General features: G+C 40.0%; 22 protein-coding genes and 3 pseudogenes. 14 read left to right on the top strand and 11 right to left on the bottom strand.

Annotated features, from left to right (window positions below; genetic code table 11):
* The 11 genes and pseudogenes from FTU79_RS00005 to FTU79_RS00055 all read left to right on the top strand — a co-directional run.
* Positions 1–110: pseudogene (locus FTU79_RS00005) on the top strand (IS5/IS1182 family transposase); the annotation flags it as partial.
* A gap of 107 nt (positions 111–217) precedes the next feature.
* Positions 218–448 carry a hypothetical protein gene (locus FTU79_RS00010; RefSeq protein WP_180048622.1) on the top strand — a complete coding sequence of 77 codons (231 nt, stop codon included), beginning with the start codon at positions 218–220 and terminating at the stop codon, positions 446–448.
* On the top strand, positions 445–702 hold the full coding sequence (locus tag FTU79_RS00015; protein WP_180026396.1) for a hypothetical protein: 258 nt from the start codon (positions 445–447) through the stop codon (positions 700–702). Before FTU79_RS00010 ends, FTU79_RS00015 begins: the two co-directional genes overlap by 4 nt.
* Before the next feature lie 94 nt (positions 703–796).
* Positions 797–1,000: an AlpA family transcriptional regulator gene (locus FTU79_RS00020; RefSeq protein WP_111884584.1), complete on the top strand. Its 204-nt coding sequence runs from the start codon at positions 797–799 to the stop codon at positions 998–1,000.
* A 116-nt stretch (positions 1,001–1,116) separates the two neighbouring features.
* Complete coding sequence (locus FTU79_RS00025; protein WP_218945341.1) at positions 1,117–1,701, top strand: aminodeoxychorismate/anthranilate synthase component II; 585 nt, start codon at positions 1,117–1,119, stop codon at positions 1,699–1,701.
* Positions 1,702–1,719: 18 nt separating this feature from the next.
* Positions 1,720–2,766, top strand: coding sequence for an anthranilate phosphoribosyltransferase (gene trpD, locus FTU79_RS00030; RefSeq protein ID WP_180007664.1), 1,047 nt, complete (start codon positions 1,720–1,722; stop codon positions 2,764–2,766).
* Between the two features lie 16 nt (positions 2,767–2,782).
* Positions 2,783–3,589 (top strand): indole-3-glycerol phosphate synthase TrpC, encoded by an 807-nt coding sequence (gene trpC / locus FTU79_RS00035; protein WP_180048623.1) that lies wholly within the window; start codon positions 2,783–2,785, stop codon positions 3,587–3,589.
* A 107-nt stretch (positions 3,590–3,696) separates the two neighbouring features.
* The gene (locus tag FTU79_RS00040; protein ID WP_180048624.1) at positions 3,697–4,680 is read left to right on the top strand and encodes a hypothetical protein; all 984 of its coding nucleotides are present in this window, start codon (positions 3,697–3,699) and stop codon (positions 4,678–4,680) included.
* A gap of 111 nt (positions 4,681–4,791) precedes the next feature.
* Positions 4,792–5,481, top strand: coding sequence for a Smr/MutS family protein (locus tag FTU79_RS00045; RefSeq protein WP_180007661.1), 690 nt, complete (start codon positions 4,792–4,794; stop codon positions 5,479–5,481).
* Positions 5,482–5,576: 95 nt separating this feature from the next.
* Positions 5,577–6,125, top strand: a complete 549-nt coding sequence (gene folE / locus FTU79_RS00050; RefSeq protein ID WP_171262632.1) for a GTP cyclohydrolase I FolE — start codon at positions 5,577–5,579, stop codon at positions 6,123–6,125.
* Positions 6,126–6,243: 118 nt separating this feature from the next.
* Positions 6,244–6,600, top strand: coding sequence for a cupin domain-containing protein (locus tag FTU79_RS00055; RefSeq protein ID WP_180003198.1), 357 nt, complete (start codon positions 6,244–6,246; stop codon positions 6,598–6,600).
* Between the two features lie 80 nt (positions 6,601–6,680).
* On the opposite strand, the gene FTU79_RS00060 is transcribed toward FTU79_RS00055, so the two are convergent.
* The 5 genes from FTU79_RS00060 to hemE all read right to left on the bottom strand — a co-directional run bounded on the left by FTU79_RS00060 (position 6,681) and on the right by hemE (position 12,671).
* Complete coding sequence (locus tag FTU79_RS00060; protein WP_168379157.1) at positions 6,681–8,057, bottom strand: diguanylate cyclase; 1,377 nt, start codon at positions 8,055–8,057, stop codon at positions 6,681–6,683.
* Between the two features lie 106 nt (positions 8,058–8,163).
* Complete coding sequence (locus tag FTU79_RS00065; protein WP_180048625.1) at positions 8,164–10,068, bottom strand: DUF4105 domain-containing protein; 1,905 nt, start codon at positions 10,066–10,068, stop codon at positions 8,164–8,166.
* A 79-nt stretch (positions 10,069–10,147) separates the two neighbouring features.
* Positions 10,148–10,618, bottom strand: a complete 471-nt coding sequence (locus FTU79_RS00070; protein WP_078190276.1) for a DUF3015 family protein — start codon at positions 10,616–10,618, stop codon at positions 10,148–10,150.
* A 150-nt stretch (positions 10,619–10,768) separates the two neighbouring features.
* Positions 10,769–11,560: a DUF817 family protein gene (locus FTU79_RS00075; RefSeq protein WP_180048767.1), complete on the bottom strand. Its 792-nt coding sequence runs from the start codon at positions 11,558–11,560 to the stop codon at positions 10,769–10,771.
* 40 nt (positions 11,561–11,600) lie between these two features.
* On the bottom strand, positions 11,601–12,671 hold the full coding sequence (gene hemE, locus FTU79_RS00080) for a uroporphyrinogen decarboxylase (RefSeq protein WP_078191978.1): 1,071 nt from the start codon (positions 12,669–12,671) through the stop codon (positions 11,601–11,603).
* A gap of 205 nt (positions 12,672–12,876) precedes the next feature.
* Between hemE and FTU79_RS00085 the strand changes: the two genes are divergently transcribed.
* Entirely contained in the window at positions 12,877–14,097 is a 1,221-nt protein-coding gene (locus tag FTU79_RS00085; RefSeq protein ID WP_180048626.1) for a L,D-transpeptidase, read from the top strand.
* 192 nt (positions 14,098–14,289) lie between these two features.
* Positions 14,290–14,985, top strand: coding sequence for a pirin-like bicupin family protein (locus FTU79_RS00090; protein WP_168379153.1), 696 nt, complete (start codon positions 14,290–14,292; stop codon positions 14,983–14,985).
* A 29-nt stretch (positions 14,986–15,014) separates the two neighbouring features.
* Here the strand turns inward: FTU79_RS00090 and FTU79_RS00095 are convergent, their stop codons facing one another.
* The 5 genes and pseudogenes from FTU79_RS00095 to atzF all read right to left on the bottom strand — a co-directional run bounded on the left by FTU79_RS00095 (position 15,015) and on the right by atzF (position 22,375).
* Positions 15,015–15,152, bottom strand: a complete 138-nt coding sequence (locus tag FTU79_RS00095; RefSeq protein WP_180007655.1) for a hypothetical protein — start codon at positions 15,150–15,152, stop codon at positions 15,015–15,017.
* A 536-nt stretch (positions 15,153–15,688) separates the two neighbouring features.
* Positions 15,689–16,090 (bottom strand): annotated as a pseudogene (locus FTU79_RS00100) (guanosine-3',5'-bis(diphosphate) 3'-pyrophosphohydrolase); the annotation flags it as partial.
* Between the two features lie 159 nt (positions 16,091–16,249).
* Positions 16,250–16,939 (bottom strand): GntR family transcriptional regulator, encoded by a 690-nt coding sequence (locus FTU79_RS00105; protein ID WP_180007654.1) that lies wholly within the window; start codon positions 16,937–16,939, stop codon positions 16,250–16,252.
* A gap of 2 nt (positions 16,940–16,941) precedes the next feature.
* The gene (gene uca, locus FTU79_RS00110) at positions 16,942–20,541 is read right to left on the bottom strand and encodes an urea carboxylase (protein WP_180048627.1); all 3,600 of its coding nucleotides are present in this window, start codon (positions 20,539–20,541) and stop codon (positions 16,942–16,944) included.
* A gap of 19 nt (positions 20,542–20,560) precedes the next feature.
* Positions 20,561–22,375 carry an allophanate hydrolase gene (gene atzF, locus FTU79_RS00115; RefSeq protein ID WP_180007652.1) on the bottom strand — a complete coding sequence of 605 codons (1,815 nt, stop codon included), beginning with the start codon at positions 22,373–22,375 and terminating at the stop codon, positions 20,561–20,563.
* Between the two features lie 805 nt (positions 22,376–23,180).
* Between atzF and FTU79_RS00120 the strand changes: the two genes are divergently transcribed.
* Positions 23,181–23,912, top strand: coding sequence for a Fic family protein (locus FTU79_RS00120; protein WP_180048628.1), 732 nt, complete (start codon positions 23,181–23,183; stop codon positions 23,910–23,912).
* 79 nt (positions 23,913–23,991) lie between these two features.
* Here FTU79_RS00120 and FTU79_RS00125 read toward each other — a convergent pair.
* A pseudogene (locus FTU79_RS00125) lies at positions 23,992–24,309 on the bottom strand (helicase-related protein); the annotation flags it as partial.
* Positions 24,310–24,378: the final 69 nt, after the last annotated feature.

The following is a 24,378-nucleotide window of genomic DNA, read 5'->3' on the forward strand; positions in this document are numbered from 1 at the left end:
TTGCCAGATTAAAACATTTCAGAGGAATTGCCACTCGTTACGATAAGCTAAAGCGAAATTATGAAAACTCAGTTGCTCTAGCCTGTATATTTATCTGGCTACCATTATAAAATGTCAACAGCCCCTAATAACCAGTGCAACAAATGCTCAAACACCTAAAGAAGCCACCGCCCTTACCGGCTATACACGCAACTGGACAGAAGTACAGCGTAAACCATTGTTGGATGCTATTCATAAGCGCCTACGTGAGCTTGCACCTGCAGAAGCTGAAATTAAAACTCCCCCTTCACTGATGGTTCAGATTCAGAATGCACCAGACTTAACTGCATTGGATGCCTTGGAAATTGATGTTTCCGCGCGTAGTCCTGAAATACAACCTAAGTTAATGGACTACGTTAAAAAGCGTCGCTTCGAGCTTGAGAGTCAAGCAAGTGAGGTGAGTTCATGATTTGTCCTAAATCATTAGTCCCGGCCTTCACAATGTTTTTAGCAAGTGATGGATATCAATGCGTAATTAATAAAATTGTTGGTGAAGCTGTTTTCACTAAAGCAAATAAACCTGGTTTGAAGATTGATAATGCGGGAAACATGAATGGTGCTGCTCAAAAGCGTTATGAGCTTTTTCTTAAATTATGGCTAAAGAATGGCAAAGAATTTATTCTTCGCCTTCAAGCCCAGGCCCTTATTTTAAAGGTGGCGTGATGGATCCCAACGGCAAAGATACAGATATAGGACATGAAAGTATTTCTGAGGATTTTCTTGAATCAGTGAAACAAATTTTAAAGGAGGTGTCTTGATGGAAATTGATCGTCGAGTTCGGGCTAATGATTTTATGAAACTTCTCTCTGTTGGGAAAACTAAGTTCTATAGAATGTTAAAGCAAGGAGAGCTTCCCGAGCCAATCCGTTTAAGCGAAAAAGATGTTTTTTGGCACGAATCTCAAGTGAAGAAAGAAGTCGAAAAATACAAACAAGAATCTGATAATATAGCCTGCACTTAGCAGGCTTTATATTTTGTGCCTAATTTAAGTTGAAGTTCTTAAAACGGGTAACGTTGCGGGTAACAAAAAAACATTAAACAAAATATTAGTATAAATTTCTTAGGGATACGCTTGATATGCTTCTCATGATCGACAATTATGACTCTTTTACCTACAACATCGTCCAATATTTTGGCGAGTTAAATCAGGAAGTAAAAGTTGTACGTAACGATGCCGTGACTTTAGAAGATATCGAGCGATGGCAACCGAAGTATTTAGTCATTGGTCCTGGCCCTTGTTCGCCAAGTGAAGCAGGCATTTCAATTCCTGCGATTCAACACTTTGCGGGAAAAATTCCTTTACTGGGTGTGTGTTTAGGCCACCAAGCCATAGGACAAGCTTTTGGCGGCGATATTATTCGCGCTAAAAAAGTGATGCACGGTCGTTTATCTGACATGTATCACAGCGATCAAGGCATTTTCAGCAACCTCCCTTCTCCATTTGCCGCTACTCGCTATCACTCTTTGGTGATTGATCAAGCGACTTTGCCAGAATGTTTAGAAGTGACCTGCTGGACCAATGAGGAAGATGGCACGATGGAAGAAATCATGGGTGTTAAACATAAGACATTGCCTGTCGAAGGCGTGCAGTTTCACCCTGAGTCAATCCTCAGTGAACATGGCCATCAAATCTTTAAAAACTTCTTAGAAATTTACGCTTAATCGAGTGCAAAAAATATTATGAATATTCAACAAGCTTTAAATAACATCACGAAAAATATTGAACTCACTCAACCTCAAATGGAAGAAGTGATGCGTACCATCATGCAAGGTGAAGCAACCGATGCTCAAATTGGCGCACTCATGATGGGCTTACGCCAAAAAGGTGAAAGTATTGATGAAATCACTGCCGCAGCACGTGTAATGCGTGAATTTGCGATCAAAATCGATGTCAGTGATCTGCCACATTTGGTGGATATCGTTGGTACAGGTGGTGATGGTCAAAACTTATTTAACGTTTCTACTGCGTCTAGTTTTGTCATTGCAGCAGCAGGTGCAACCATTGCTAAACATGGCGGTCGTGGTGTTTCATCAAAATCAGGCTCTTCTGATCTTTTAGAACAAGCTGGAATTAACCTTGACCTTAACATGCAGCAAACTGAACGTTGTATTCGTGAAATGGGCGTTGGTTTCCTCTTTGCACCTAATCATCATAAAGCCATGAAATATGCTGCTGGTCCACGTAAAGAATTGGGCTTCCGTAGTATTTTCAACCTACTTGGCCCGCTTACGAATCCGGCCGGCGTAAAACGTTTTGTGATTGGTGTTTTCTCTACAGAATTATGTCGTCCTATGGCTGAAGTTTTAAAACAACTCGGTGCAGAACATGTCTTGGTGGTGCATTCAAAAGACGGTTTAGATGAAATTAGCCTTGCATCAAGTACTTATGTTGCTGAACTCAAAGATGGCGAAGTCACTGAATGGGAAATTCAGCCGGAAACCGTAGATATCGTGTCGCAAACCTTAACGGGTCTATCTGTAGATAGTGCTGCTGAAAGTCTAAAATTGATCAAAGATGCTTTAGGTAAAAACAAATCTGCACTCGGTGATAAAGCCGCGAATATGATTGCCCTAAATGCAGGCGCAGGCATTTATGTTTCAGGCTTAACCAAAAGCTATAAACAAGGTGTTGCATTAGCACATGACATTATCTATGGCGGTCAAGCCTTAGAAAAAATGGGCATTTTGTCTGAATTTACGAAAACTTTAAAAGAATACGAAGCTTAAGATTAGGACACAGATCATGGTAGATATCGCCAATACAATTTTGGGTAAAATTGTTGAACGTAAAAAAGAAGAATTTGCAGCCCGTCTTAAACAACGTAGCTATAAAGATGTCGAAGAGCTAGCTCAAGCAGCTACACCTGTTCGAGGTTTTGCACAAAACCTCGGCTCTAAACGTCCGGGGGTGATTGCTGAAATTAAAAAGGCATCACCATCGAAAGGCATCATTCGTGAAAACTTTAACCCTGCTGAAATTGCGCAGCAGTATCAAGATGCTGGTGCGGCATGTTTGTCTGTTCTCACCGATGTGGATTTTTTCCAAGGTGCCGATGAAAACATTCAGATTGCACGTACGAACTGTGGCTTACCTGCGCTACGTAAAGATTTTTTAATTGACCCTTATGGTGTAATTGAAGCACGCGCTTTACATGCAGACTGTATTTTATTAATCGTGGCTTGTTTGTCAGATCAACAACTCGAAGAAATGTCGAAAACTGCTTTTGAGCACAATCTCGACGTATTGGTTGAAGTACATGACGAAGAAGAACTTGAGCGTGCAATGCGTCTTTCTGACAACTGTCTACTTGGCGTCAATAATCGTAATTTAAAAACCTTTGAAGTTGACCTCAATACATCATTACGTTTGAAGAAGTTACTTGAGCCTTCTCGCCTACTTGTGACTGAAAGCGGTATTGCCACACCCACAGATGTTGCCATGATGCAAGAACATGACATTCATGCCTTCTTGGTCGGTGAGAGTTTTATGAAGCAGCCACGTCCTGATCAGGCGTTTAAGGAGCTGTTTGGTGTGCCTGATAAAATATAAATGAAATATGTAGGGTGAGTTCGCTCACCCTTTTCCTCCTTTGCATCCATATTAAAAAAATTACACATCCTTTTTATAATTTTTATTCATTTGAGAATTAAAAAATAATGAAGTCGATTATTTCTTCTACTCTTCTATTCATTTCATTAATCTTGGTTTCACTACACCAGATAAGTTGGGCAAAAAATATAACTCTTTATACTGGCTCACCGTATCATATTGACCAAAATCATATCCTCTACTTTAATATTTCCACTATGCCCGAAGGCATCATTGCTGCGCAGATTGACCTAAATCAAATTTTTCCAAATATAAATACTAACGTGCTAAAGGGCAAAAATTATGATTTCAATAATAATCAAATTGAAATCATTAGTTATCAAGGCTTACCAATAGTCATTAATTACTCAATCAATACTAAAAACAAGAATATTGAAAATTCAACCTATTTTTCTATGTCTAAAGGACATAAAAATTCTTTATCAAAACCAATCAATATTAAATCTCACCCTATTTCCATGGAAAAATTAAATCATTTTGAACAGATTTTTTATAAAGATAACCCACATTTATTGAAAAAGAATTTAGCTGATGAGCCATATTTAATAAATCTATTCATGTTCCATGCAGCAATAAATGATTTTGATGATATGAATGATTTTTTCCAAAATGCGATAAAGAACCTGGCACAGAAAAATGATATTGATAATTATGAAAAAGCCAAAAACTTGTATCTTGAATATTTAAATTTAGGTGAAAACAATGAATTTTATGATACCACCTTAATTATGGCAGCAATCGAGCATGCAGATATTTCTTTCATTAAAAAAATGAAGCTGAGAAAAATAAATGAACTTGTAGTAGATGAAGTTGAACCACAGACATATTATTTCACTAGATACTCCCCATTAGGTAAAGCTATTCGCCTAAATCAATATCAGATAATTTCTTATTTACTTGAAAAAGGCGCTTCAACCGAAATCGTGTGTATTTCTAAATTTAATGAAGAACAATCAGCATTAGCTCTTGCAGAACAATATAAAAATAAAAAAGTTATTAAATTAATTAATTCAACTTTGAAGCCCAAATAGGATTTGTAATGAATTAAGAGATCTTCTTTATATAAAGTCTTTCCAGTTCAAATCAGTGCCATTTAAGGCTATAATTGCTCTAAATTTTTGTATATTTCCCGTTTTTTCATTATGAGCAAACACGATTCTTCGCTTTCAAAAGATCAGTACAACCTACTGAAATCTTTTAAAAAGCAAATTACGAATCCACATTCCTCTACGATTGCTAAACAGCCTGAGCCAACGCCAAAGACTGTTGAACAAGAGCAGGAAGAAGACTTAGCGCTTTTCCAAAAGCAAATGCAAGGTGTTCAAAAAATGAATGCAGGAAATACTGCAAAAATGGAAAAAGTGGGTCGTAAAAAACCTGATGCGCAAACCTTGGCTAAACGTGCTGCTGCAATTGGTCCTATGGAAACAGATGATGCATTGCTTTCTGATACTCAAGCGATGCTCAACCCTGTTGCCAGTCAAGCGGCCTTAAGCTATCGCATTGCAACCTTACAACATAAAGTTTTTGAAGATTTAAAAGCCGGTAATCTACGTTGGTTCGAAGCAGTCGACTTACACGGTTGCACTGTAGAAGAAGCTCGTTCGGCTGTGCTGCAAATCATTCAAATGGCGAAAGATGACAATCAAAACGTCATTAAAATTGTGCATGGCAAAGGACCAGAAGCAATTTTAAAAACTTATGTAAATAGTTGGTTACGTCAACATCGTGATGTATTGGCATTTGTGAGCGCCCCAGAAAAACAAGGCGGTACAGGTGCTGTACTGGTTCTGCTTAAACGTGCAGAAAAGAACCCACAGTTTAAACAATAATCGGATTTAACTCCAAAAGAAGGCATTGTAATAGTTTTCTGCTACAATGCCGTCCTTGTTCAATCTCTCAGTGTAAGTGAACACGTCTTATGTCTATGCAGCAATCCTACGCAAATATCCTAACTGCCGTTGGTGAAGATCTGAATCGCCCAGGTCTTAAAGATACGCCTATGCGTGCTGCTAAAGCTTTTTCATATCTTACTTCTGGTTATAGCCAGACACTTGAAGAAGTGACCAACAATGCGGTTTTCCCATCCGATAACCGTGAAATGGTCTTAGTTAAGAATATTGAATTCTATTCTTTGTGTGAGCACCATTTATTGCCTTTTTATGGCCGTGTACATATTGCTTATCTCCCAGAAGGCAATGTTTTAGGTTTATCAAAATTCGCACGTATTACAGAAATGTTTGCCCGTCGCCTACAAATTCAGGAAAACCTCACTCAGCAGATCGCTGAAGCTGTGGCTGAAGTGACTGGTGCACGTGGTGTTGCTGTGGTGATTGATTCAGCTCACATGTGTATGATGATGCGTGGTGTAGGTAAACAAGAGTCTACAACCCGTACCGTTTCTTTTGTCGGTGACTTTAAAACCAATAAAGAAGAACGCCGTGAATTCCTAAGTGCTGTGCCTGAAAGCTATTAATAGAACATTCAGCGTCAGCTCTTTAAAAAAGCCTCAAACTTTTGAGGCTTTTTTTATTTGTGTTTTAATATCGCAAATCGTTTGCTTTGATAGCAAAGCACTATTTTCAGGATGAATCATGTCAGATGTATATATTGCCGGTCAGGGTTTAGCGCAAGCCAAACACAGCATAGACTTCCCTCGCCCAGACCGTTTGGTTCAGGGCAATCCTAAACGTGAAACTGCAAGCCTGTATGTACACCCCAATATGGACTGCGGGATTTGGCAATGTGAAATTGGCGCATGGAATATTGTCTTTGCACCCAATAAACAAGAATTTTTTACAATCCTTGAAGGTTTAGTACGTATTCATGATCAACAAGGTGGATATATCGAGGTTTCCGCTGGCCATGCGGGCATTATTCCCCCATCTTTTCAGGGCAAGTTTGAAGTTGTCGAAGCCGTCAAAAAATACTATGTAGTTGTCGAAGTTTAAATTACGGCACATCTCGCCATAAAACATATTTACCCATAAAAAAACTCCCACATATGGGAGTTTTTTATTCTCAGGATAAATTAGATATACGACAAATGCTTTGTGACTTGTATACAGTTTCGACCATTATTTTTTGCCGCATACAGCGCATGATCTGCGGCATCTAAGAAACGCTGATAATCAGGATGGCCATCATACTGCACACAACCAATGCTTACGGTAAAACTAAATTGCTGACCTTGTGCCGTTCGGATCAAGCCCTTTTCAATATATTGGCGAATATTTTCTGCAATTTTCATCGCACGGTTTACACCAGTATCGACCAAGAGTAATAAGAACTCTTCCCCACCAATACGGAATGCATAATCGCTACCTTGACTATAACGCTGCAAGGCTTCAGCAATAAATTTGAGTGCGAGATCACCTGCTGCATGACCAAACTTATCATTGATCATTTTAAAATAATCCGCGTCAAAGGCGAGCAAAGACAATGGCGTTTCATTTTGCCGCGCAAAGGTAATTTCACGTGAAATAATCGTACTGAGATAGCGGCGGTTTAGAAGTTGAGTCAAAGAATCATTGCCAGACTCAATATATTCAGCCACTTGAAATAGTTGATCAACTAGATGCTGAATTTCACGGTTCAATTCACGAATCTGTTGAATCAACTGTTGCAGCTGATCTTTTTCCGTCATCTGCATCGTTTGCTGGGTTAATTGATCCACTTCATAAATTCTGTCAATAATCAGTTGAACCTGATCTGAACCAGAAAAAGCATATGCCGCTTTATGAATGAACCATAGCCCAAACTCTGATTTTGAAAATAAGGGATGATAAAAACCAACATTGCCCGAAAAGATTTTAAACATCAGTTCATTTTCCCAGTCGAGCAATGAACCCCGTTGTTTATCTTTATGCACTGCTACATCTTGCATCGCTGAAAATAAGCGATAATTGTGTTTTGTTTCTTGGTTTTTTTCTGTATTGATCTCATAAGAGCGGCACATAATTTCTGTGCTGAACCCCATAATTTGTACAATATAACTGCACATATGGAGAATATTTTGCGTTTGGTTTAACTCTAAAATTTCAAATATTTTACGTTCTATTTCACGTACACCACGCATGATGAACCATGACGGAATACCAACACGCGCGTGTACCATTCCAACTTTCTGCTGTCTTTTGACTGAGCTTTCAAATTCACCATTCAGTGCGACATTAAACGTTTCTAACAACCATTTTCTTAAAGTGTCGATGAGCCTTTTTTGAATGATATCGTCTTTAAAAAATTCAGCTGACTCTGGCTCACGTGACATTTGTTCATAAAAAACAGTAACTAAATGTTCAACATGCCTTTGGATAAATTGCAATGCTGCAAGATGTTCATTTTCAGTATATTGATCACAAATATCTTTCCAAGCCTGACTTAGACCTGTAATACATTCTTGATTCATTCGGTGACACAAACCACAGCTATTACAAAGCTAGCAATCATACCTTGCTTTACTTACATAAAAAAACAAATTTATTTGATATTTCATATTTTATCTATCTTAAAAATTAATAGAAAAATACATAACTCAATTTCAATTTATTCCAATCTTGATCATCTTGCTGCTGGTATTCATAGCCTAGTCTTAAAGCATTTTGTTGGTTGACGATATATTGTAATTCAGCATCGAGTTTCAGATTCCATTGATGTGTGTCTTCCCAATACGGAAGCTCTGCCTGAACCAAACTATTGAATTTTTCCGACCAAATATTTTGGCAACCCAATGTCGGCCCAAGGCCCACTCGCCATCCATCATCTAGTGACTTGCCGCCCTGCACCTGCATTTGAGACTGCACATAACACAAATGTGTGCGTTCCTGATTGGCCCAGCTATAACCAGATTGTGCTTTGAATTCAGCAACGCCATGTTGTTTCGTTTCGCTAAATTGACCTGCATCTACAGACACTTGCTGCCAGCCAAAATTAAAACCCCAGCTTAGCGGTGTTTTAAATGGCGTGATCGGGTTGTAAGAATTGACCGATAAAAAATCAAAATGATTGAGTTTGAGTTGGTCGTCACGATATTGAATCGAGCCATCCCAAAACATCAACTGCGTACCAATCCGAAAGCCACCTTGCGGATCGATCAAATCATGATAAGCCTGACGATGACCGAGTTCGATGTATTTTTCACCTTGAACTTCGCCTACTGTAGCTGAAAAATTTCGCGCATGATGTCCATTGACTGGGTCTAGACTTGGCTGCTTAGGTTCAGTCCGTTGTTTTGGTTGCGAAGATTGACTACGTAAGGCCAAGATTTGACGTAATTTAGGCTGCGTTTCTTCCGCACTCACCTTTCTCCCAATCAGTAATAAATACAGATGGTCATACGCCATTTCTAATATTTTCGCTTGCTCTACTTCATTAAACTGAGCGAGTGCTGTCGACATCATCGCAGGTTCAATTTCAGCGAGCTTATGCGCTTCGCGTGCTAAACGATATCCATGTTGCTGCGCTTGTGACAAAAGCTGCGTTTCTAATGCAGGACGATAAACCGCTGCTTGAATCAGTTGTTCATCATTGATCGCTTTGATCGTCTCAACGGGAATGGAAGCAACTTTAAATTTTTCGGTTAAATTCAGTGTCGGGCGAACCAAATCCATTAGGCCCAATAATCGATAGGCACAGTTATCGCTGGCAAAATAATAGGGAAAACTGACATTTTGCATTTCCCAAATATGTTTAACCAAATAACTGGTTTCTTGCTCGGTCAGTGCTAGCTCATATTCCCACAAATCACGACTTTCAAAATCACCATATTCTTTCACTTTACGGTAGTACGGCATCAATGAATATTCACCAGGATACTGCCCTGTTAAGCCTTTCCATGCATAAGACCAGTTATCTTCACCTGCAACTGTCGCTGCATAGTTAATGGCATAGGACACCAAATTTAGTTCTTTTTGATCTTTCGGATCGAGACGCAATAAGGTATGTCCAAACATAGAACTTGGATTACCCATAAAGTCTGTGGCGTAGATTAATGTTGCTTTATACGGCTTAATTTTTCCAAACCATTCATCAAACTCAGGGCAGCTCACCACTGGTAACTGCTCTGAACGGATGGATAACTCTTGCATCAGCCACTGACTACGCGCAGGGAAACGACAACGAAAGGCTTGATTAGGTTCGGCGGTTTGAAATAGTGCAGTGACATCTGCCTCTAATTCGGCTTGGGCATTTTGACGGCCATTTTCAGCTAGAAAGTAACCTGAAAAAGCAACTTCACTTTGTCCTTTATGATCTGTATATAAAAGTCGTTGCCAACTGATGTGTTCAGACAGTTTTTTTGATTGTGCAAGTTCAATATATCGCTGTAACTCTACGGTTTTAGAGGGAGTAGAATCTACAACTTGCTGAGCATATATGATGCTCGGAATCATAAAAGTACAAAATAAAGCAATTGATTTCATTCAGTTATATTCAAATCCATTTTTATATATTTTAGATAATAAAAAACCCTGCCGAGAGACAGGGTTTTAAAAGCATCGATTAAACGTAAGCTTTAAGTACTTCGTCTTTCGCCATTACACTTTGTAATGAAGCAAGTACTTGTAGAGAAGACTGGTTTTCAGCTGAATAGATTTCAGCAAAATTTGCTTTAGACACAGCAAAGAAACGTGCTTTATCTGTTGATTGGATGTTTAAAAGCTCAGCCAAAACATTCAGGCTCTCACCTTGACCAACTGCCATATCACGAGCAAGTGATTCAGCATTTTCATTGGTAAATGTTACCGCTTGAGCAGTCACTGTACCTGTACCGCTACAACCTAAAGTACCAAAGGTGATACCAAGTAACTGGTTAGTAAAAATACCGTTGGTAGTCGCAGCTAAAATTTTAGGAATTTTACCTGATTGACCAGCCCAAACTTGAGAACCAACACCACAACCTACGTCACGGTCAGCAAAAGCAGCTGTAGAACCTAGTGCAACGACTGCAACTAAAGCTAATTTTTTTAACATAGCACTTCTCCAGGGAATTTTATTCCATTGTTTTTAATTATTAAAACATGTGTAATTTTGATTACACACCTGTAGATTAACTTGATCTTTCAGATAAGGCAAAACATTTTCATCTAAAACTTTTGGCTAAAAATAATACGTTCTTTTTCACTATTTTTTGAGTAACCAAGTACCATTTTTATCACGTTTTCCAAGAATTTTGAGCACTAAAACCAAACTGAGTAATAGCAACAAATACCAAGAACCGAGTTTCCCCCAACCGACCATATGCCATGCATCGACCTGACTTGGATATAACCAAATTTGATAGAAAGTACTGATATTTTCTGCGATCCAAATCAAAAATGCCAAAATCAACAGTACTGGTAACATGGGCAACTGAATCACATGATTTTGTAATTGAAAACTGAGCTTAGTTTTCCAAAAGATCACCACACTCCAAGCAAACAAAAACATACGAATATCTGGCACAAAAAATTTGGTCATAAAATTAAGATATGACAAAACGGCTAAGCACAGCATATTGCCAAAACGCGGTAAGTTACTGAACGACACCTGATATAGACGTAACGAACGTGCAAAGAAACTCCCCACCGCCGAATACATGAAACCTGCAAACAATGGCACAGTCAGCAGTTTGAAAACCGCAGGCTGCGGATATTGCCATGAGGCAATGTGTGGATGAGTGAGAAATATTTCCATCCCCATAGCCAGCAGATGAAACAGTGCTATGACTTTGGCTTCCGCCCAAGATTCGAGTTTTAAGTAAAGTAAACACACTTGAATGATCAGTGCATAAAACAATAAATAGTCATAACGGAAAAAGCCAAAATATTCCTGACTTCCCATTGCTGCAGTTAATGCAAAAGCGATCAGCAGTAATATCCCAAATAAGGCAGCCGAAGCTGCCTTATAAGAGAACTCAAAACATGATTTTATCATCTTGACCACGGTTGAATCCTAAACCTATTTCCTTGAAGCCTTATAAATACTTGGCACTATATTCGTGTACCGTATCAATAAAGGCTTTTGGATTGGCTGGATCTACCCATTGAGTAATACCATGACCTAAGTTCGCCACATAACCGGTTTTTTCACCGTTTGCATATGCGTCATCTAACATAGCACGCGTCGCTTTCGCGATTGCTTCAGGCGAACCATATAATGTTGCTGGGTCTAAGTTACCTTGCAATGCTGCACGGCCTGCGACTGTTTGACGTGCTACATTTAATGGCGTAGTCCAATCTAAACCAAAAGCATCTGCACCCGTTGCAATCATTGGCTCTAACCATTGACCACCACCTTTGGTAAACAAAATCACAGGAACCTTGCGTCCATCTTTTTCACGCTGTAAACCTGCCACGATTTTTTGCATGTAGTTTAGTGAAAATTCGATGTATTCACGGTGTGCTAATGCCCCACCCCAACTATCAAAGATTTGTACGGCTTGGGCACCTGCATCAATCTGCGCATTGAGATATTCAGTCACCGCCACAGCCAAACGGTCTAATAAGGCATGCAACACTTCAGGTTGTGCATACATCATTTGTTTCGTAAAACGGAAATCTTTGCTTGAACCGCCTTCCACCATATAGGTTGCCAGTGTCCAAGGACTGCCTGAGAAACCAATCAAAGGAACTTGTCCGCCCAATGCTGAACGAATCGTAGTCACTGCATTCATGACATAATCTAAGTCAGATTTGGCATTAAACTTAGGTAAATTCAGTACATCTTGTTCGGTACGTACAGTTTTATGAAACTTCGGACCTTCACCTGCTTCAAAATACAGTCCCAAACCCAACGCATCAGGTACTGTCAAAATGTCTGAAAATAAAATAGCTGCGTCTAAGTCATAACGACGCAAAGGTTGTAAAGTAACTTCACAAGCAAATTCTGTATTTTTACAAAGAGATAGGAAATCACCCGCTTTTGCACGTGTTTCACGATACTCTGGTAAATAACGGCCAGCCTGACGCATCATCCAAACCGGAGTTGCATCTACCGGTTCACGTAATAAGGCACGCAAGAAACGATCATTTTTTAAGGTCGTCATTCACTTTCCTAACTTAATTCGATATTCGCATCATCATATCAAAAAGGTTGTAAATATAATAACTTCTCAAGCATTTAAAAACCGATCATGTTGAGTGCCAAAAATGATATTTACACAAAACAACTACTGCATCTCCACTTTTTTTCTGTAATACTTAGCCAGTTTTTAATACACAGTAAATGAATAATTCTTAAGGTTGAATTACATGTTCGTTCGCACCATGCTCGCACTGAGCCTAAGTTGCATATTTGCTGGTACAGCTATTGCCGCATCTACTGCTGAACAACCATTAACGCCAAAAAAAGTGACTAATGTTGCAGTTCAGGATCCCATTGATCCGTTAGCGACTGAAGCTTCATCTGCAACTAGCCAGATTAGCGCTCAAGAACAAGAAGATCTGAACCAAGCATCGCAAACTTTAGACAGCTTGCAACAATCAGAAGATGTTAAAGCCGACATCGGTGCTGCACCCGCTACATCGACTGCTACAACTCCAACATCAACTTCGCCTGCTGCCAAAGTTGCTTGGGGTTTAAATGACCTAAATAATGCACAGTGGTATGACAATATCGGTAAAGGTCAATTCCCTGTTTATGCACGTGCGCATGTCATGCTCAATAATGCACATGCTTCACCGGGTGCAATTGATGGTACTAGTGGTAAAAATACCTTAAAGGCGATCGCTTCATTCCAACAAATGAATAGCTTGAAACCTACAGGGACTTTAACTAAAGAAACTTGGGATGCACTGATTGCAAAACAAGGTTCTAAACCTGCATTTATTGAATACACATTGACTGATGCAGACTTGAAAGGTCCTTATGCAGCATCGATTCCACACGACTATGCATTACAAGCAAAAATGAAGGGCTTGTACTACACACGTGTGACTGAAATGTTGGGTGAAAAATTCCACATGGATGAAGACTTTTTGAAAAAGTTGAATCCAAAAGCGACATTTAAAAAAGCTGGTGAAAAAATCTTAGTAGCGAATATTCGTAACGAAGTTCCTGAAGATATTCACCTAATCGTTGCACATAAAGGCGCGAAACAACTTTACTTGTTTAATAGCCGCAACCAAATGATCGGTTCATTCCCTGCAACGATTGGTAGTTCAGATACTCCATCGCCTACAGGTACATACAAAGTCACAGGTGTTGCACCAAACCCATGGTACAGCTACTCACCGTCTAACTTTGTTCAAGGCAACAACAAAAAACCACTTTCATTACCACCTGGTCCAAATGGCCCTGTCGGTAATATCTGGATTGGCTTGAGCAAAAAATCATTTGGTATTCACGGTACACCGAACCCATCTGCTATCTCAAAAACTGCATCACACGGTTGTATTCGTTTGACCAACTGGGATGCAAATGACTTAGGTAAGAAAGTGAAATCTGGTGTGACTGTTAAATTCTTAGAATAATTTTAGTCACATTTAAAAAAGCCTGCTTCGTGCAGGCTTTTTTTATAGCTGTGCATTCATGCATAACAAAAGACTCAATCATGAATGATCGTTGCAAAAATAGGATGAATTGTCGCTAAAAAACTATATATCCCGATTTAGTTCAATCTTAAAATAGGCACATGTTCAATAATTAAGATAAGGATGAATGCCATGAATGCTTTTTTACATCCAAGTGAAAACCGTGGTCACGTAAAAATGGGCTGGCTTGAGTCTAAACACAGCTTCTCTTTTGGTAACTGGTATGACCCGAAATACATGGGCGTTAGTGCGCTTCGTGTAATTAATGATGACTTAATTGCAGCACATGAAGGTTTCGGTCAACACCCACATGACAACATGGAAATTTTAACTTGTGTGTTAAAAGGTACCATTACGCATAAAGACAGTATGGGCAACCATGGTGGCATTTCTGCAGGTGAATGGCAGCTGATGAGTGCAGGTACAGGTGTGCGTCATAGCGAAATGAACCAAGGTGATGAAGATGTGCATTTACTACAAATTTGGATCGTTCCAAATGAACGTGATGCTGAACCGACCTACCAACAAATTAAATGTGATCCACGCGATCAACCCAATCAATGGCATTTAATTGTCGGTCCAAATGACAATGCAGCTATGCATATTCGCCAGCAAGCGGAAGTTAAATCTGCATTTTTGACGAAAGGTCAATCTTTAGATATCCATGCAACGCAGCATATCAACTATATCCATGTTATTTCAGGTTCAGTGCAAATTGCTGAACATAAAGTTGAAGCTGGTGGTGCAATTGCGTTCTTAGAAGATAGCCAAATTGAAGCGCTTGAAGATGCTCAAGTGATTTGGTTTGATTTACCCGAAGTAAAATAACGAAAAAGCCCTCAAATGTGAGGGCTTTTTTATACAGTTTGTCTCAGGCGTTCACTGCGTTTATACAACCACATCAACACCAAAGTTGGAATGATAAATCCCGCAGTCACCATGATGCCATGTAGGATTGAGGCATAAGGTTCAGCAAGCATGGCCACATGTTTCATTGGAGATGTCAATGGATGGAATCACTTTAAACGTCTCGAAATCACGCATTTCGAGATATTCTTAAATGACACTCAGCATCTAATTATCTAGATAAAATTCATCAATCAAAGGTGATTTTATTCTATTGCTGATGCAATCTATCTAATCAACCTTCGGTTTCCACGCGATAAAAATGATTTTGCATAAAGACGCAAAACATAGAGGCAAATAATTGCCGATCTTGTTCAGTTTGAAAAATGCCCCCGAAATAGTCCCCATCTGTAGTTAAAATTAAATCTAAGAATGTTGCCTGCTTGGGAACTACTCCCTTTCTTTGGCAATATGCAAAATATGCGCTGACATCTTCAAATAAAATCCACCATTCCTGTGGACTTCCAATCTGAACGCCACCTAATGAATGCTCTAGATCAAACATCGCATTGAGAAGATATTGAAAATTTTGCTGTGAACTTTGAAATTGAAATCTCGGATAATCTGTTGTTAGATTTAAATTGATCAGATGTAAATGGACGCTCCGAGCACACTCTAATCTATGTTTAACTTTTACATATTGTTGATACCGACGTTTATCTTTTACTGTGACCGAAGTTAAGCGAGACAAATCCATATTGTCGTGTAAATCACTGAGTTTTATTTCACACGCTATTGCATTTTTAGCAGTACGCTGCGCCGCTTGAAATCGGTTCTCACCTGTTGTTTTAGTTAGTGCCTGTATTGCGTCGATAATATGGGCTTGAAAACCTAAAGCATGAAGCTCATCCGTTGTTGTCTCTGTATCTTCTAAAATGTCATGTAATACAGCGACGATTTTAGCGTCGGGATGTTGCACATTTTGCATCACACGAAGTGGATGTTGAATATAAGCTTGTCCCGCTTTATCGACTTGTCCGAAATGGCGTTCAGTCGCCAAAGAAATCGCATTTTCTAAAGTTGAAATAAAGAATCTCCCCTTCGTGGTCTTTTTTATTTTTCTCCATCATATTAACCAATGAATACAGATATTTGTAACTCTAAGCGCTACTCGAACGACACAGATTGACTCGTAAAATACATATCTACCGTGAATTATCGTGAGGTAGATCTTTTGCAAATACTTCTATGCCATTCGCGCCAACATTTCCAAAGTAATTTTTTTCACCTCTTCTTTACTTTGCTGAATATGGCTGCGCATTTTCTCCAATGCCGCTGTCACATTATGTCCAAAGATCAATTGTAAAATTTGTTGATGCTCTGCATAAGTGGCTTCAATTCGATAATCTTTAGAAAAATCTAAACGTCGAATAATACGGATTTTTTCACTCACATCCCGATGCACCTTTGCCATTTCACTATTGCCTATTGCTTCAACCAATTGACAGTGAAATGCTTCATCTTGCATCGATAAAGTTTTTAAATCATGCAAATACTGCTCAGGCTGAATACACCACAGATTCACCAAGTCTTGTAAAGCCTGTTTGAGTTGTTCTGTTTCCATTTTGCAGAGCTGCTCAATGGCATAGCATTCAAGCAAAATCCGCAAATCATACAGTTCTTCATAAGCTTTAAAGTTCAGCGGCTTCACCTCCCAACCGCTACGAAAATGTACTCTTACATAGCCATCTTGCTGTAAACGGTATAAAGCCTGACGTACGGGTGTACGGCTCACTTCATACAACTCGGCAATTTCAGATTCGGTAAAACGTGCGCCCGGTTTGAGCTGGAAATCAAAAATATCGTTTTTTATTTTTTGGAAAACCAGCTCAGACAAGTTGTCTGAGCTTTTCCCAACAATGGTGGTTGTGGTCATGTTTATTCCATATAAACCAGCGGCTCACCGCTATGTACCGTTTGTCCTGCACGGCAGATAATCGCTTTCACGATACCATCATCATCGGCATAGACTGGAAGCTCCATTTTCATCGCTTCAATAATGGCTACAGTCTCACCTTTCTTCACAGACTGTCCCGCTTCGACAAAAATTTTCCAAATGTTGCCGGTCATCGATGCATTCAAGGCTGCATACTGGCTATAGTCGGTATCATCTTGCAGGATTTCCATTTCCGCAGGCACATCAAACTCATCTTTCCAGCGTTCAACTTCAGTTGTAAATGCCTGCAGCTGCTGCGCTTTAAATTCGGTAATACTGTCCTTTTCTGTTTCTAAAAAGGCTTGATAGGCTGCAAAATCAAATTCAGTTTCTTCAATTTTGATTTCCGCCACACCATTGGCAAAGTCAGCACGGAATTGATCCAGTTCAGCTTCGGTTACTTCATAATATTTAATTTGATCAAAGAAGCGTAAGAACCATTGCTGATCGCCAAACTGTTTGTTCTTTTTAAACTTATTCCAAATAGGCAGTGTACGGCCAATCAATTGATAACCGCCTGGTGAGTCCATGCCATAGATACACATGTACATACCGCCAATACCCACTGTGCCTTCTGCAGTAAAAGTACGTGCAGGGTTATATTTCGAGCTGAGCAAACGATGACGCGGATCAATTGGCACTGCACAAGGTGCAGTTAAATACACATCGCCCAAACCTAAAATTAAGTAATTTGCATCGAAAATGATGTCTTTGACTTGCTCACGGCTGTCTAAGCCATTAATACGCTGAATGAAATCGACGTTATTTGGCAACCATGGCGCTTTGGCACAAACACTTTCTTGATAACGTTCTACAGCACCTAAAGTTGCCGAATCCTCAAATGCCATCGGCAAGTGAATAATACGGGATGGAATTTTAATTTGGCTCAAATCGCCCATCTCATTTTCGAGACCCAATAAGAACTGAATCAAATTCGCTTGGCTGAAACGCAATCCATCATATTTAATTTGCAGTGAACGTACACCTGGTGAAAGCTCTAAGATGCCATCAATATTCGCTTCACGAATCAGCTGCATCAGTCGATAAACACGTAAGCGCAATGCAAGGTCGAGAACGTTTTCGCCATATTCCAGCAAGATGTAACTGTCACCTGCCTGACGATATATAGCTTTCGGCGCATACGCATCTGCTTCACGCACTGCCAATATCCCTTCTGGCTTACATTCAAAAGTTGCCGCCTGTTTTGCTTCAGGTGCTTGAGCAAAGTTTTGGATATCGGCAATTTGTTGAACTTCCAAGGCATTGGCTTGTTCAACACTCATCGGATAGAAACTGATGCTGTCATCTGCTTTAAGCTGACCAATCTTCCAAAGTTCTGCTTTGGCAATGGTTACTGGGCAAACAAAGCCACCGAGGCTTGGGCCATCTTTAGCCAAAATCACAGGGAAATCACCGGTGAAGTTAATCGCCCCAATGGCATATTCACAATCATGCACATTGGATGGATGTAAACCTGCTTCACCGCCATTTTCACGTGCCCAGCTTGGTGTCGGACCTGTTAGGCGAATACCTAAACGGTTTGAATTAAAGTGCACATTCCATGTTGAAGCAAAGAATTCTTCAATATATTCAGGTTTAAAGAAATCGGGTGCACCATGCGGACCATACAGCACGCCAATTTTCCATTCTTTGCCATAGCTTGGAATACGCTCTGCTGCCAAAGCTTGTGGTGCTGCTGTAGCAATTTCCAATCCATCCAAAGGCAGGCTAGGGTTGACCATTTTAATCATGTCGCCTGCGCGCAGCACTCGCCCTGCATGACCGCCAAAATTACCCAATGCAAAGGTTGAACGACTGCCTAGATATTTAGGTACATTTAACCCATTGCGGATTGCAAGATATGTACGGCAACCCGATTCAACTTGTCCTAGTACCAAAGTTTGCCCAGCTTTGATGTTGATCGGCTGCCAAAAATCGACATTTACTCCATCTAGAGCCGCGCTGCATGGCGCACCTGCTAAGGCTACGATGCTGTTGGCATGAAATTTAAGACTTGGTCCTTGTAAGGTAAATTCAAAGCCTGCTGCCGATTTTGGATTACCCACAACTTGATTGGCCAACTGAAATGCATAATCATCCATTGGGCCTGATGGCGGTACACCAATATCCCAATAGCCCACACGCCCCGGATAATCCTGAATCGTACTTTGTGTACCTGGTTGCAGCACCTCAATCACATTTGGCACATATTTAAAATCATCCAGCAGGCGTGTCCAAATTTGCATATTTTCAAAGCGTGCATCAGACACTACGGTATGCGCATAGTCTAAGTTGGTGCTGATGCCATTCAAGCGGGTTTCAGCCAAGGCTGTTTTTAACTTGGCAATCGCACTGTCTCGGTCTGCAGCATGCACAATAATTTTGGCAATCATCGGGTCAAAATATTGTGAAATTTCAGTACCTGTAGACACCCAAGTATCCACACGAATATCTTCAGGGAAATACACATCCGTCAACACACCCGGACTTGGCTGGAAGTTTTTCACTGGATCTTCCGCATAAATTCGCACTTCAATGGCAGCACCATTGGGTTGAATATTGCTGAGTTTTTCCCAATCTAAAGCATCACCTGCCGCCACTTTCAGCATGCATTCAATCAGGTCTAAGCCCGTCACCATTTCAGTGACTGGGTGTTCAACCTGCAAACGGGTATTCACTTCAAGGAAATACACTTCATCACGGGCAGCATCATAGATAAACTCAACCGTACCTGCGCTGCGGTATTTCACCAATTGACCAAGCTCTACAGCAGCACGGTGCAATTTTTGACGGGTTGCTTCTGGTAAGTGCGGTGCAGGTGTTTCCTCAACGACTTTTTGGTTACGGCGCTGCAATGAACAATCGCGCTCCCCAAAGGCAACGACTTGACCTAAACCATCACCAAAAATTTGTACTTCTACGTGACGGGCTTTATCGACAAAACGTTCGAGGAAAACACCTGCATCCTTAAAGAATTGCTCGCCTAGACGCTTTACACTTTCATACGCATCTTTTAATGATTGTTCATCATCACAGCGGGTTAAACCAATTCCGCCACCACCTGCGGTGCTTTTCAGCATGATTGGATAGCCAATCTCTGCAGCAGATGCGAGTGCTTCATCCAAACTTGCCAATAAACCTGTGCCTGGTGTCATGGGTACATTGGCGGCCGCAGCCAATTCACGTGCACGATGCTTCAAACCAAACTCTAAAATTTGTTCAGCCGTTGGCCCCATAAAAGCAATGTTATTTTCCTCACATGCACGGGCAAAGTCGGCACTTTCAGATAAAAAACCATAACCGGGAAATATTGCTTCAGCGCCAGTTTGTTTGGCTGCTTGAATCAATTTTTCAATACTTAAATAAGTTTCTGCAGGTTTAACACCTTCAAGTGAAACCGCTACATCTGCATCTAACACATGCTGTGCATAACGGTCGGTCTCTGAATACACGGCAACAGATTTCACACCTAATTTTTTTAGAGTACGAATCGCACGAACAGCAATTTCACCACGGTTTGCAATTAAAACTGTTTTAAACATGATTATTTCCCCGATTTTTTTAATTTGATTTTGCTGTTGTTGCTTGCAGTGATTGGATATAAGCGCGCCAGCCGCCAAATTCACTGATATTTTTTGCACCGTTTAGGCCATAAGGTTCACAAATAAAGCCTTTCACCCAACGTCCATCGGCAAGCTCGACATTGCCCATACCTAGTGGTGTTGGAATTTCGGCGACAAATTCACCAAAGCGTGCTTTTGGAATATCCCAAAGCTCGACAATAATTTTTTGACCCGCTTCCTGACGCGCTAAACCTGGTTTCGGCGGTACTGTGCCCGGCAGTGCATAGAGGGCGTAATCGGCAGAAGTCGTTGTGGTTTCAACATGCACGGCTTGGCGTGTTGTCAGTTGGAAATTGAGTGGCATACCTGTGAGATGTGCGCCTACAACAGCAACACGAAAATGCTGTGCTGATGGTGCAGAAATGACTGAAGCTGCGTCAGGCAATGTTTTAGCTACTGCACCCAGCGGTAATTGCAGGTGGTTTTGCCATTTTTCTGCAAAGTCTGCTAGAGCCGTATCGTGCCAAGCCGGCGCAATGAATGTGATTCCAAAAGGCAGCCCGTCGGCACGAAAGCCTGTAGGTACAGCGATGGCACTGAGGTCAGCTAAATTAGTAAAGTTGGTATAGGTGCCAAAGTGGCTATTATTTTCAATTGGCGCTTCTGCCATTTCAGCCAGTGTGTGAATGGTTGGCGAACTTGGCACCACTAAAGCATCAAATTGCGCTAAGGTTTGCTGAATTTGGCGTGCCAAATCTTGCTTTAAATATTCGGCGTTATAAGCATCCACCGCAGTGTACTGCTGCCCTTTTTGAATAATTTCTAAAACTGTTGGATCAAAGTCATCTGCATGGCTGTCTAAAATTTCAGCTACGGCTGCCGTACGCTCTGCTACCCATGACCCTTGATACAGTTGTGCAGCCAATTTTGCAAAAGGACTGAAATCAATTTCAGTTAGTACTGCACCTAAGTTTTTTAATTCAGTTAGTGCTTGCTGAAATGCATCAGCAGATTGAGCATCGCCAAAAAATTCTAACTGTTTTGGAATGGCTAACTTTAATTGTGCGCTGAACTTTGCAGGCGCTGTTGCTGGGTTCACACGTGAATAGCTGTCGGTTACATCAAAACCTTCCATAACTTCTGCCACTGCAGTTGCATCAGCGACGGTTAAGGCAAAAATTGAAATACAATCTAAGCTCTTACAGGCAGGCAATAAGCCTGTATTTGAAAAGCGACCTTTGGTCGGCTTTAAACCGACAATATTATTGAAAGCTGCAGGGATTCGTCCTGAACCTGCAGTATCTGTACCGAGTGCAATCGGGACTAAACCACGTGCTACTACACTGCCTGAACCAGAGCTTGAACCACCGCTTACATAGTCAGGATTAACAGTATTCGGCACGGCACCAAATGGCGAACGCGTACCGACTAAACCAGTAGCGAATTGATCTAAATTGGTTTTACCTACAATGATGGCACCTGCTTGTTTTAAGCGCTGCACCACAGAGGCATCTTCAGTTTTAATGTCCGTAAATAATTTAAACGCAGCCGTCGATGCAAAGCCCACCACATCAATATTATCTTTCACTGCAATAGGCACACCAAATAAAGGTAAGGCCGTAGCATTTTCAATTTGTTTTAAAGCTTTAATCTGAGAAGTTAATTGCTCTATAGATGCAATGGAAATCCATGCTGGGTCTACGCGATCAAATTGCTCGACCAAGGCATATAAGTCTTCAAGTTGAATTGTGTTATTCGTGTAGGCCGCTTTCCATTCCGCTAAGGTCCAGCCTAAAGTTTTTATTGAGTTCATTGATGTGCTCATTCTTGTATCCAAGTTTGAATACTGTGTTGCACACATCATGCCAACTCTAATTATTATTTATTTTTCAATATCTTAATATATTTTATCAATCATTTGCCTATTTTATTTAGCCAGTACAAAAGGATAAATGTTCTATTAAGTTTCCAAGCTCCACTATTTTGGTGCATGACTTTTATAATCGTGTTTTCAATAGATTCTTTTCATTTAGATGCAGATATAAATACAGTGAACTTTCTATTTTCACTCTTTATAAGCTTTCAATTTAGATGTTTTGTATGACTTTGAACTTAGAATAAAAAGAACTGAGAAATATTTTGAATTTTATATATAGAAAAAGATACATCAATGATGGCTAAAGCAATATTGGGCTTTGAGATTGATCGGGTTGAATAGAAAAGTAGTAATAATAAAAGCTATTGATTCGCAAAATTTAGTTCAACAATCAAAACTAAAAAATGGTGCGCTCAGCGCGCACAAGAATAAGGTTTTATCATTTTGATTTATAACAATAAAAAATTAACCTTCGACAGCATATACCGTAAAAAATACCGTATAAATACTATTCATTTTTTCAAATTGATAATTTGAAATTTAGTAACGTAATTTGGACCTACATCAAATTCAGTCTATTGAATCAGTTGGAGATATCATTCAAATCCGCAATGAACTTTTGAAATGGTATATAGGTTCTCACGTCCTTACAATCCCATAAAAACGTCATGATATAACATCACTTTTTTGTAATCGCTTTTTTTCATGTATCATTCAAGAGTACAACTTCAGGGGGTAGGTTATGTTTGAAAATATTGATGCTTTAAAGAAAAAATTAGATGAGCATCGTCCTCTTTCTCCTGCTATTGTAAAAAACCTTCAAGAAGATCTTATTCTACGTTGGACATATCACTCAAATGCAATTGAAGGCAATACGCTTACATTGCTAGAAACAAAAGTAGTTTTGGAAGGCATAACTGTTGGTGGAAAAGCTTTACGAGAACATTTCGAAGCAATCAACCATAGAAATGCTATCTACTATGTTGAAGATATTATCCGCAAAGAAGAACCGTTTTCTGAATGGCAGATTCGCAATATCCATCAACTCATTCTAAAAAACATCGATGATGAAAATGCAGGTCGCTATCGCCAGCAAAATGTATTGATTTCAGGTGCAACGACTACTCCACCCGACTATACATTATTGAATGACAAGATGGCTCAGCTCGTGGATTGGTATAATTCGGAAGCACATACGCTACATCCTATTGAACGTGCTGCTAAAGTACATGCGGATTTTGTAGGTATTCATCCGTTCATTGATGGCAATGAACGCACATCACGTCTTTTGATGAACCTTGAGTTACTCAAAGCTGGATATCCGCCTTGCGTTATTACAGTCGAAAATCGCCTAGCCTACTATGAAGCTCTAGATCAGTGGATGGCTTATGGAAAAACTGAGCCTTTCATTCAGTTGGTTGCTGAAGCTGTGCTAGAGGGGTTTAAACCATATCAATTAATTTTAGGAATCTAAAAATTCCCTATTATTTTTTCAGAATGATGATAGGGGAAATATTAGGTTATTAGCAACTCTGATATTTTAAACAATCACACTAGTCTATTAATTGCATTAACTCTTTACTCACATCCGTTTTCGGTTGAAGCATATCTGTTGCAAGTACGCGTTTACTCCCTAAAAGTCTATCCAATTTCACTTCAAAAGTTTCTAATTCCTCCCAATCAGGTGCAGAGATCGTTGGATAATACACATAAACTTCTTTCTGCTGACCGATACGATAAGCGCGGTCAGTTGCTTGATCTTCTTTAGCAGGATTCCAGCTACGCGTATAATGAATAACATGATTTGCCGCTTGGATATTTACCCCGAACCCTACTGCTATAGCAAGAGTTTTTCCCACAATTGGAACCTGATCTGCTATCTGTTGAATAAAATGATTGGGCGAAATGCCATACAGATCCTGTGTTTGCGAATAAAGATT

Source organism: Acinetobacter sp. YH12144, assembly GCF_013418345.1.
Classification (GTDB): domain Bacteria; phylum Pseudomonadota; class Gammaproteobacteria; order Pseudomonadales; family Moraxellaceae; genus Acinetobacter; species Acinetobacter amyesii.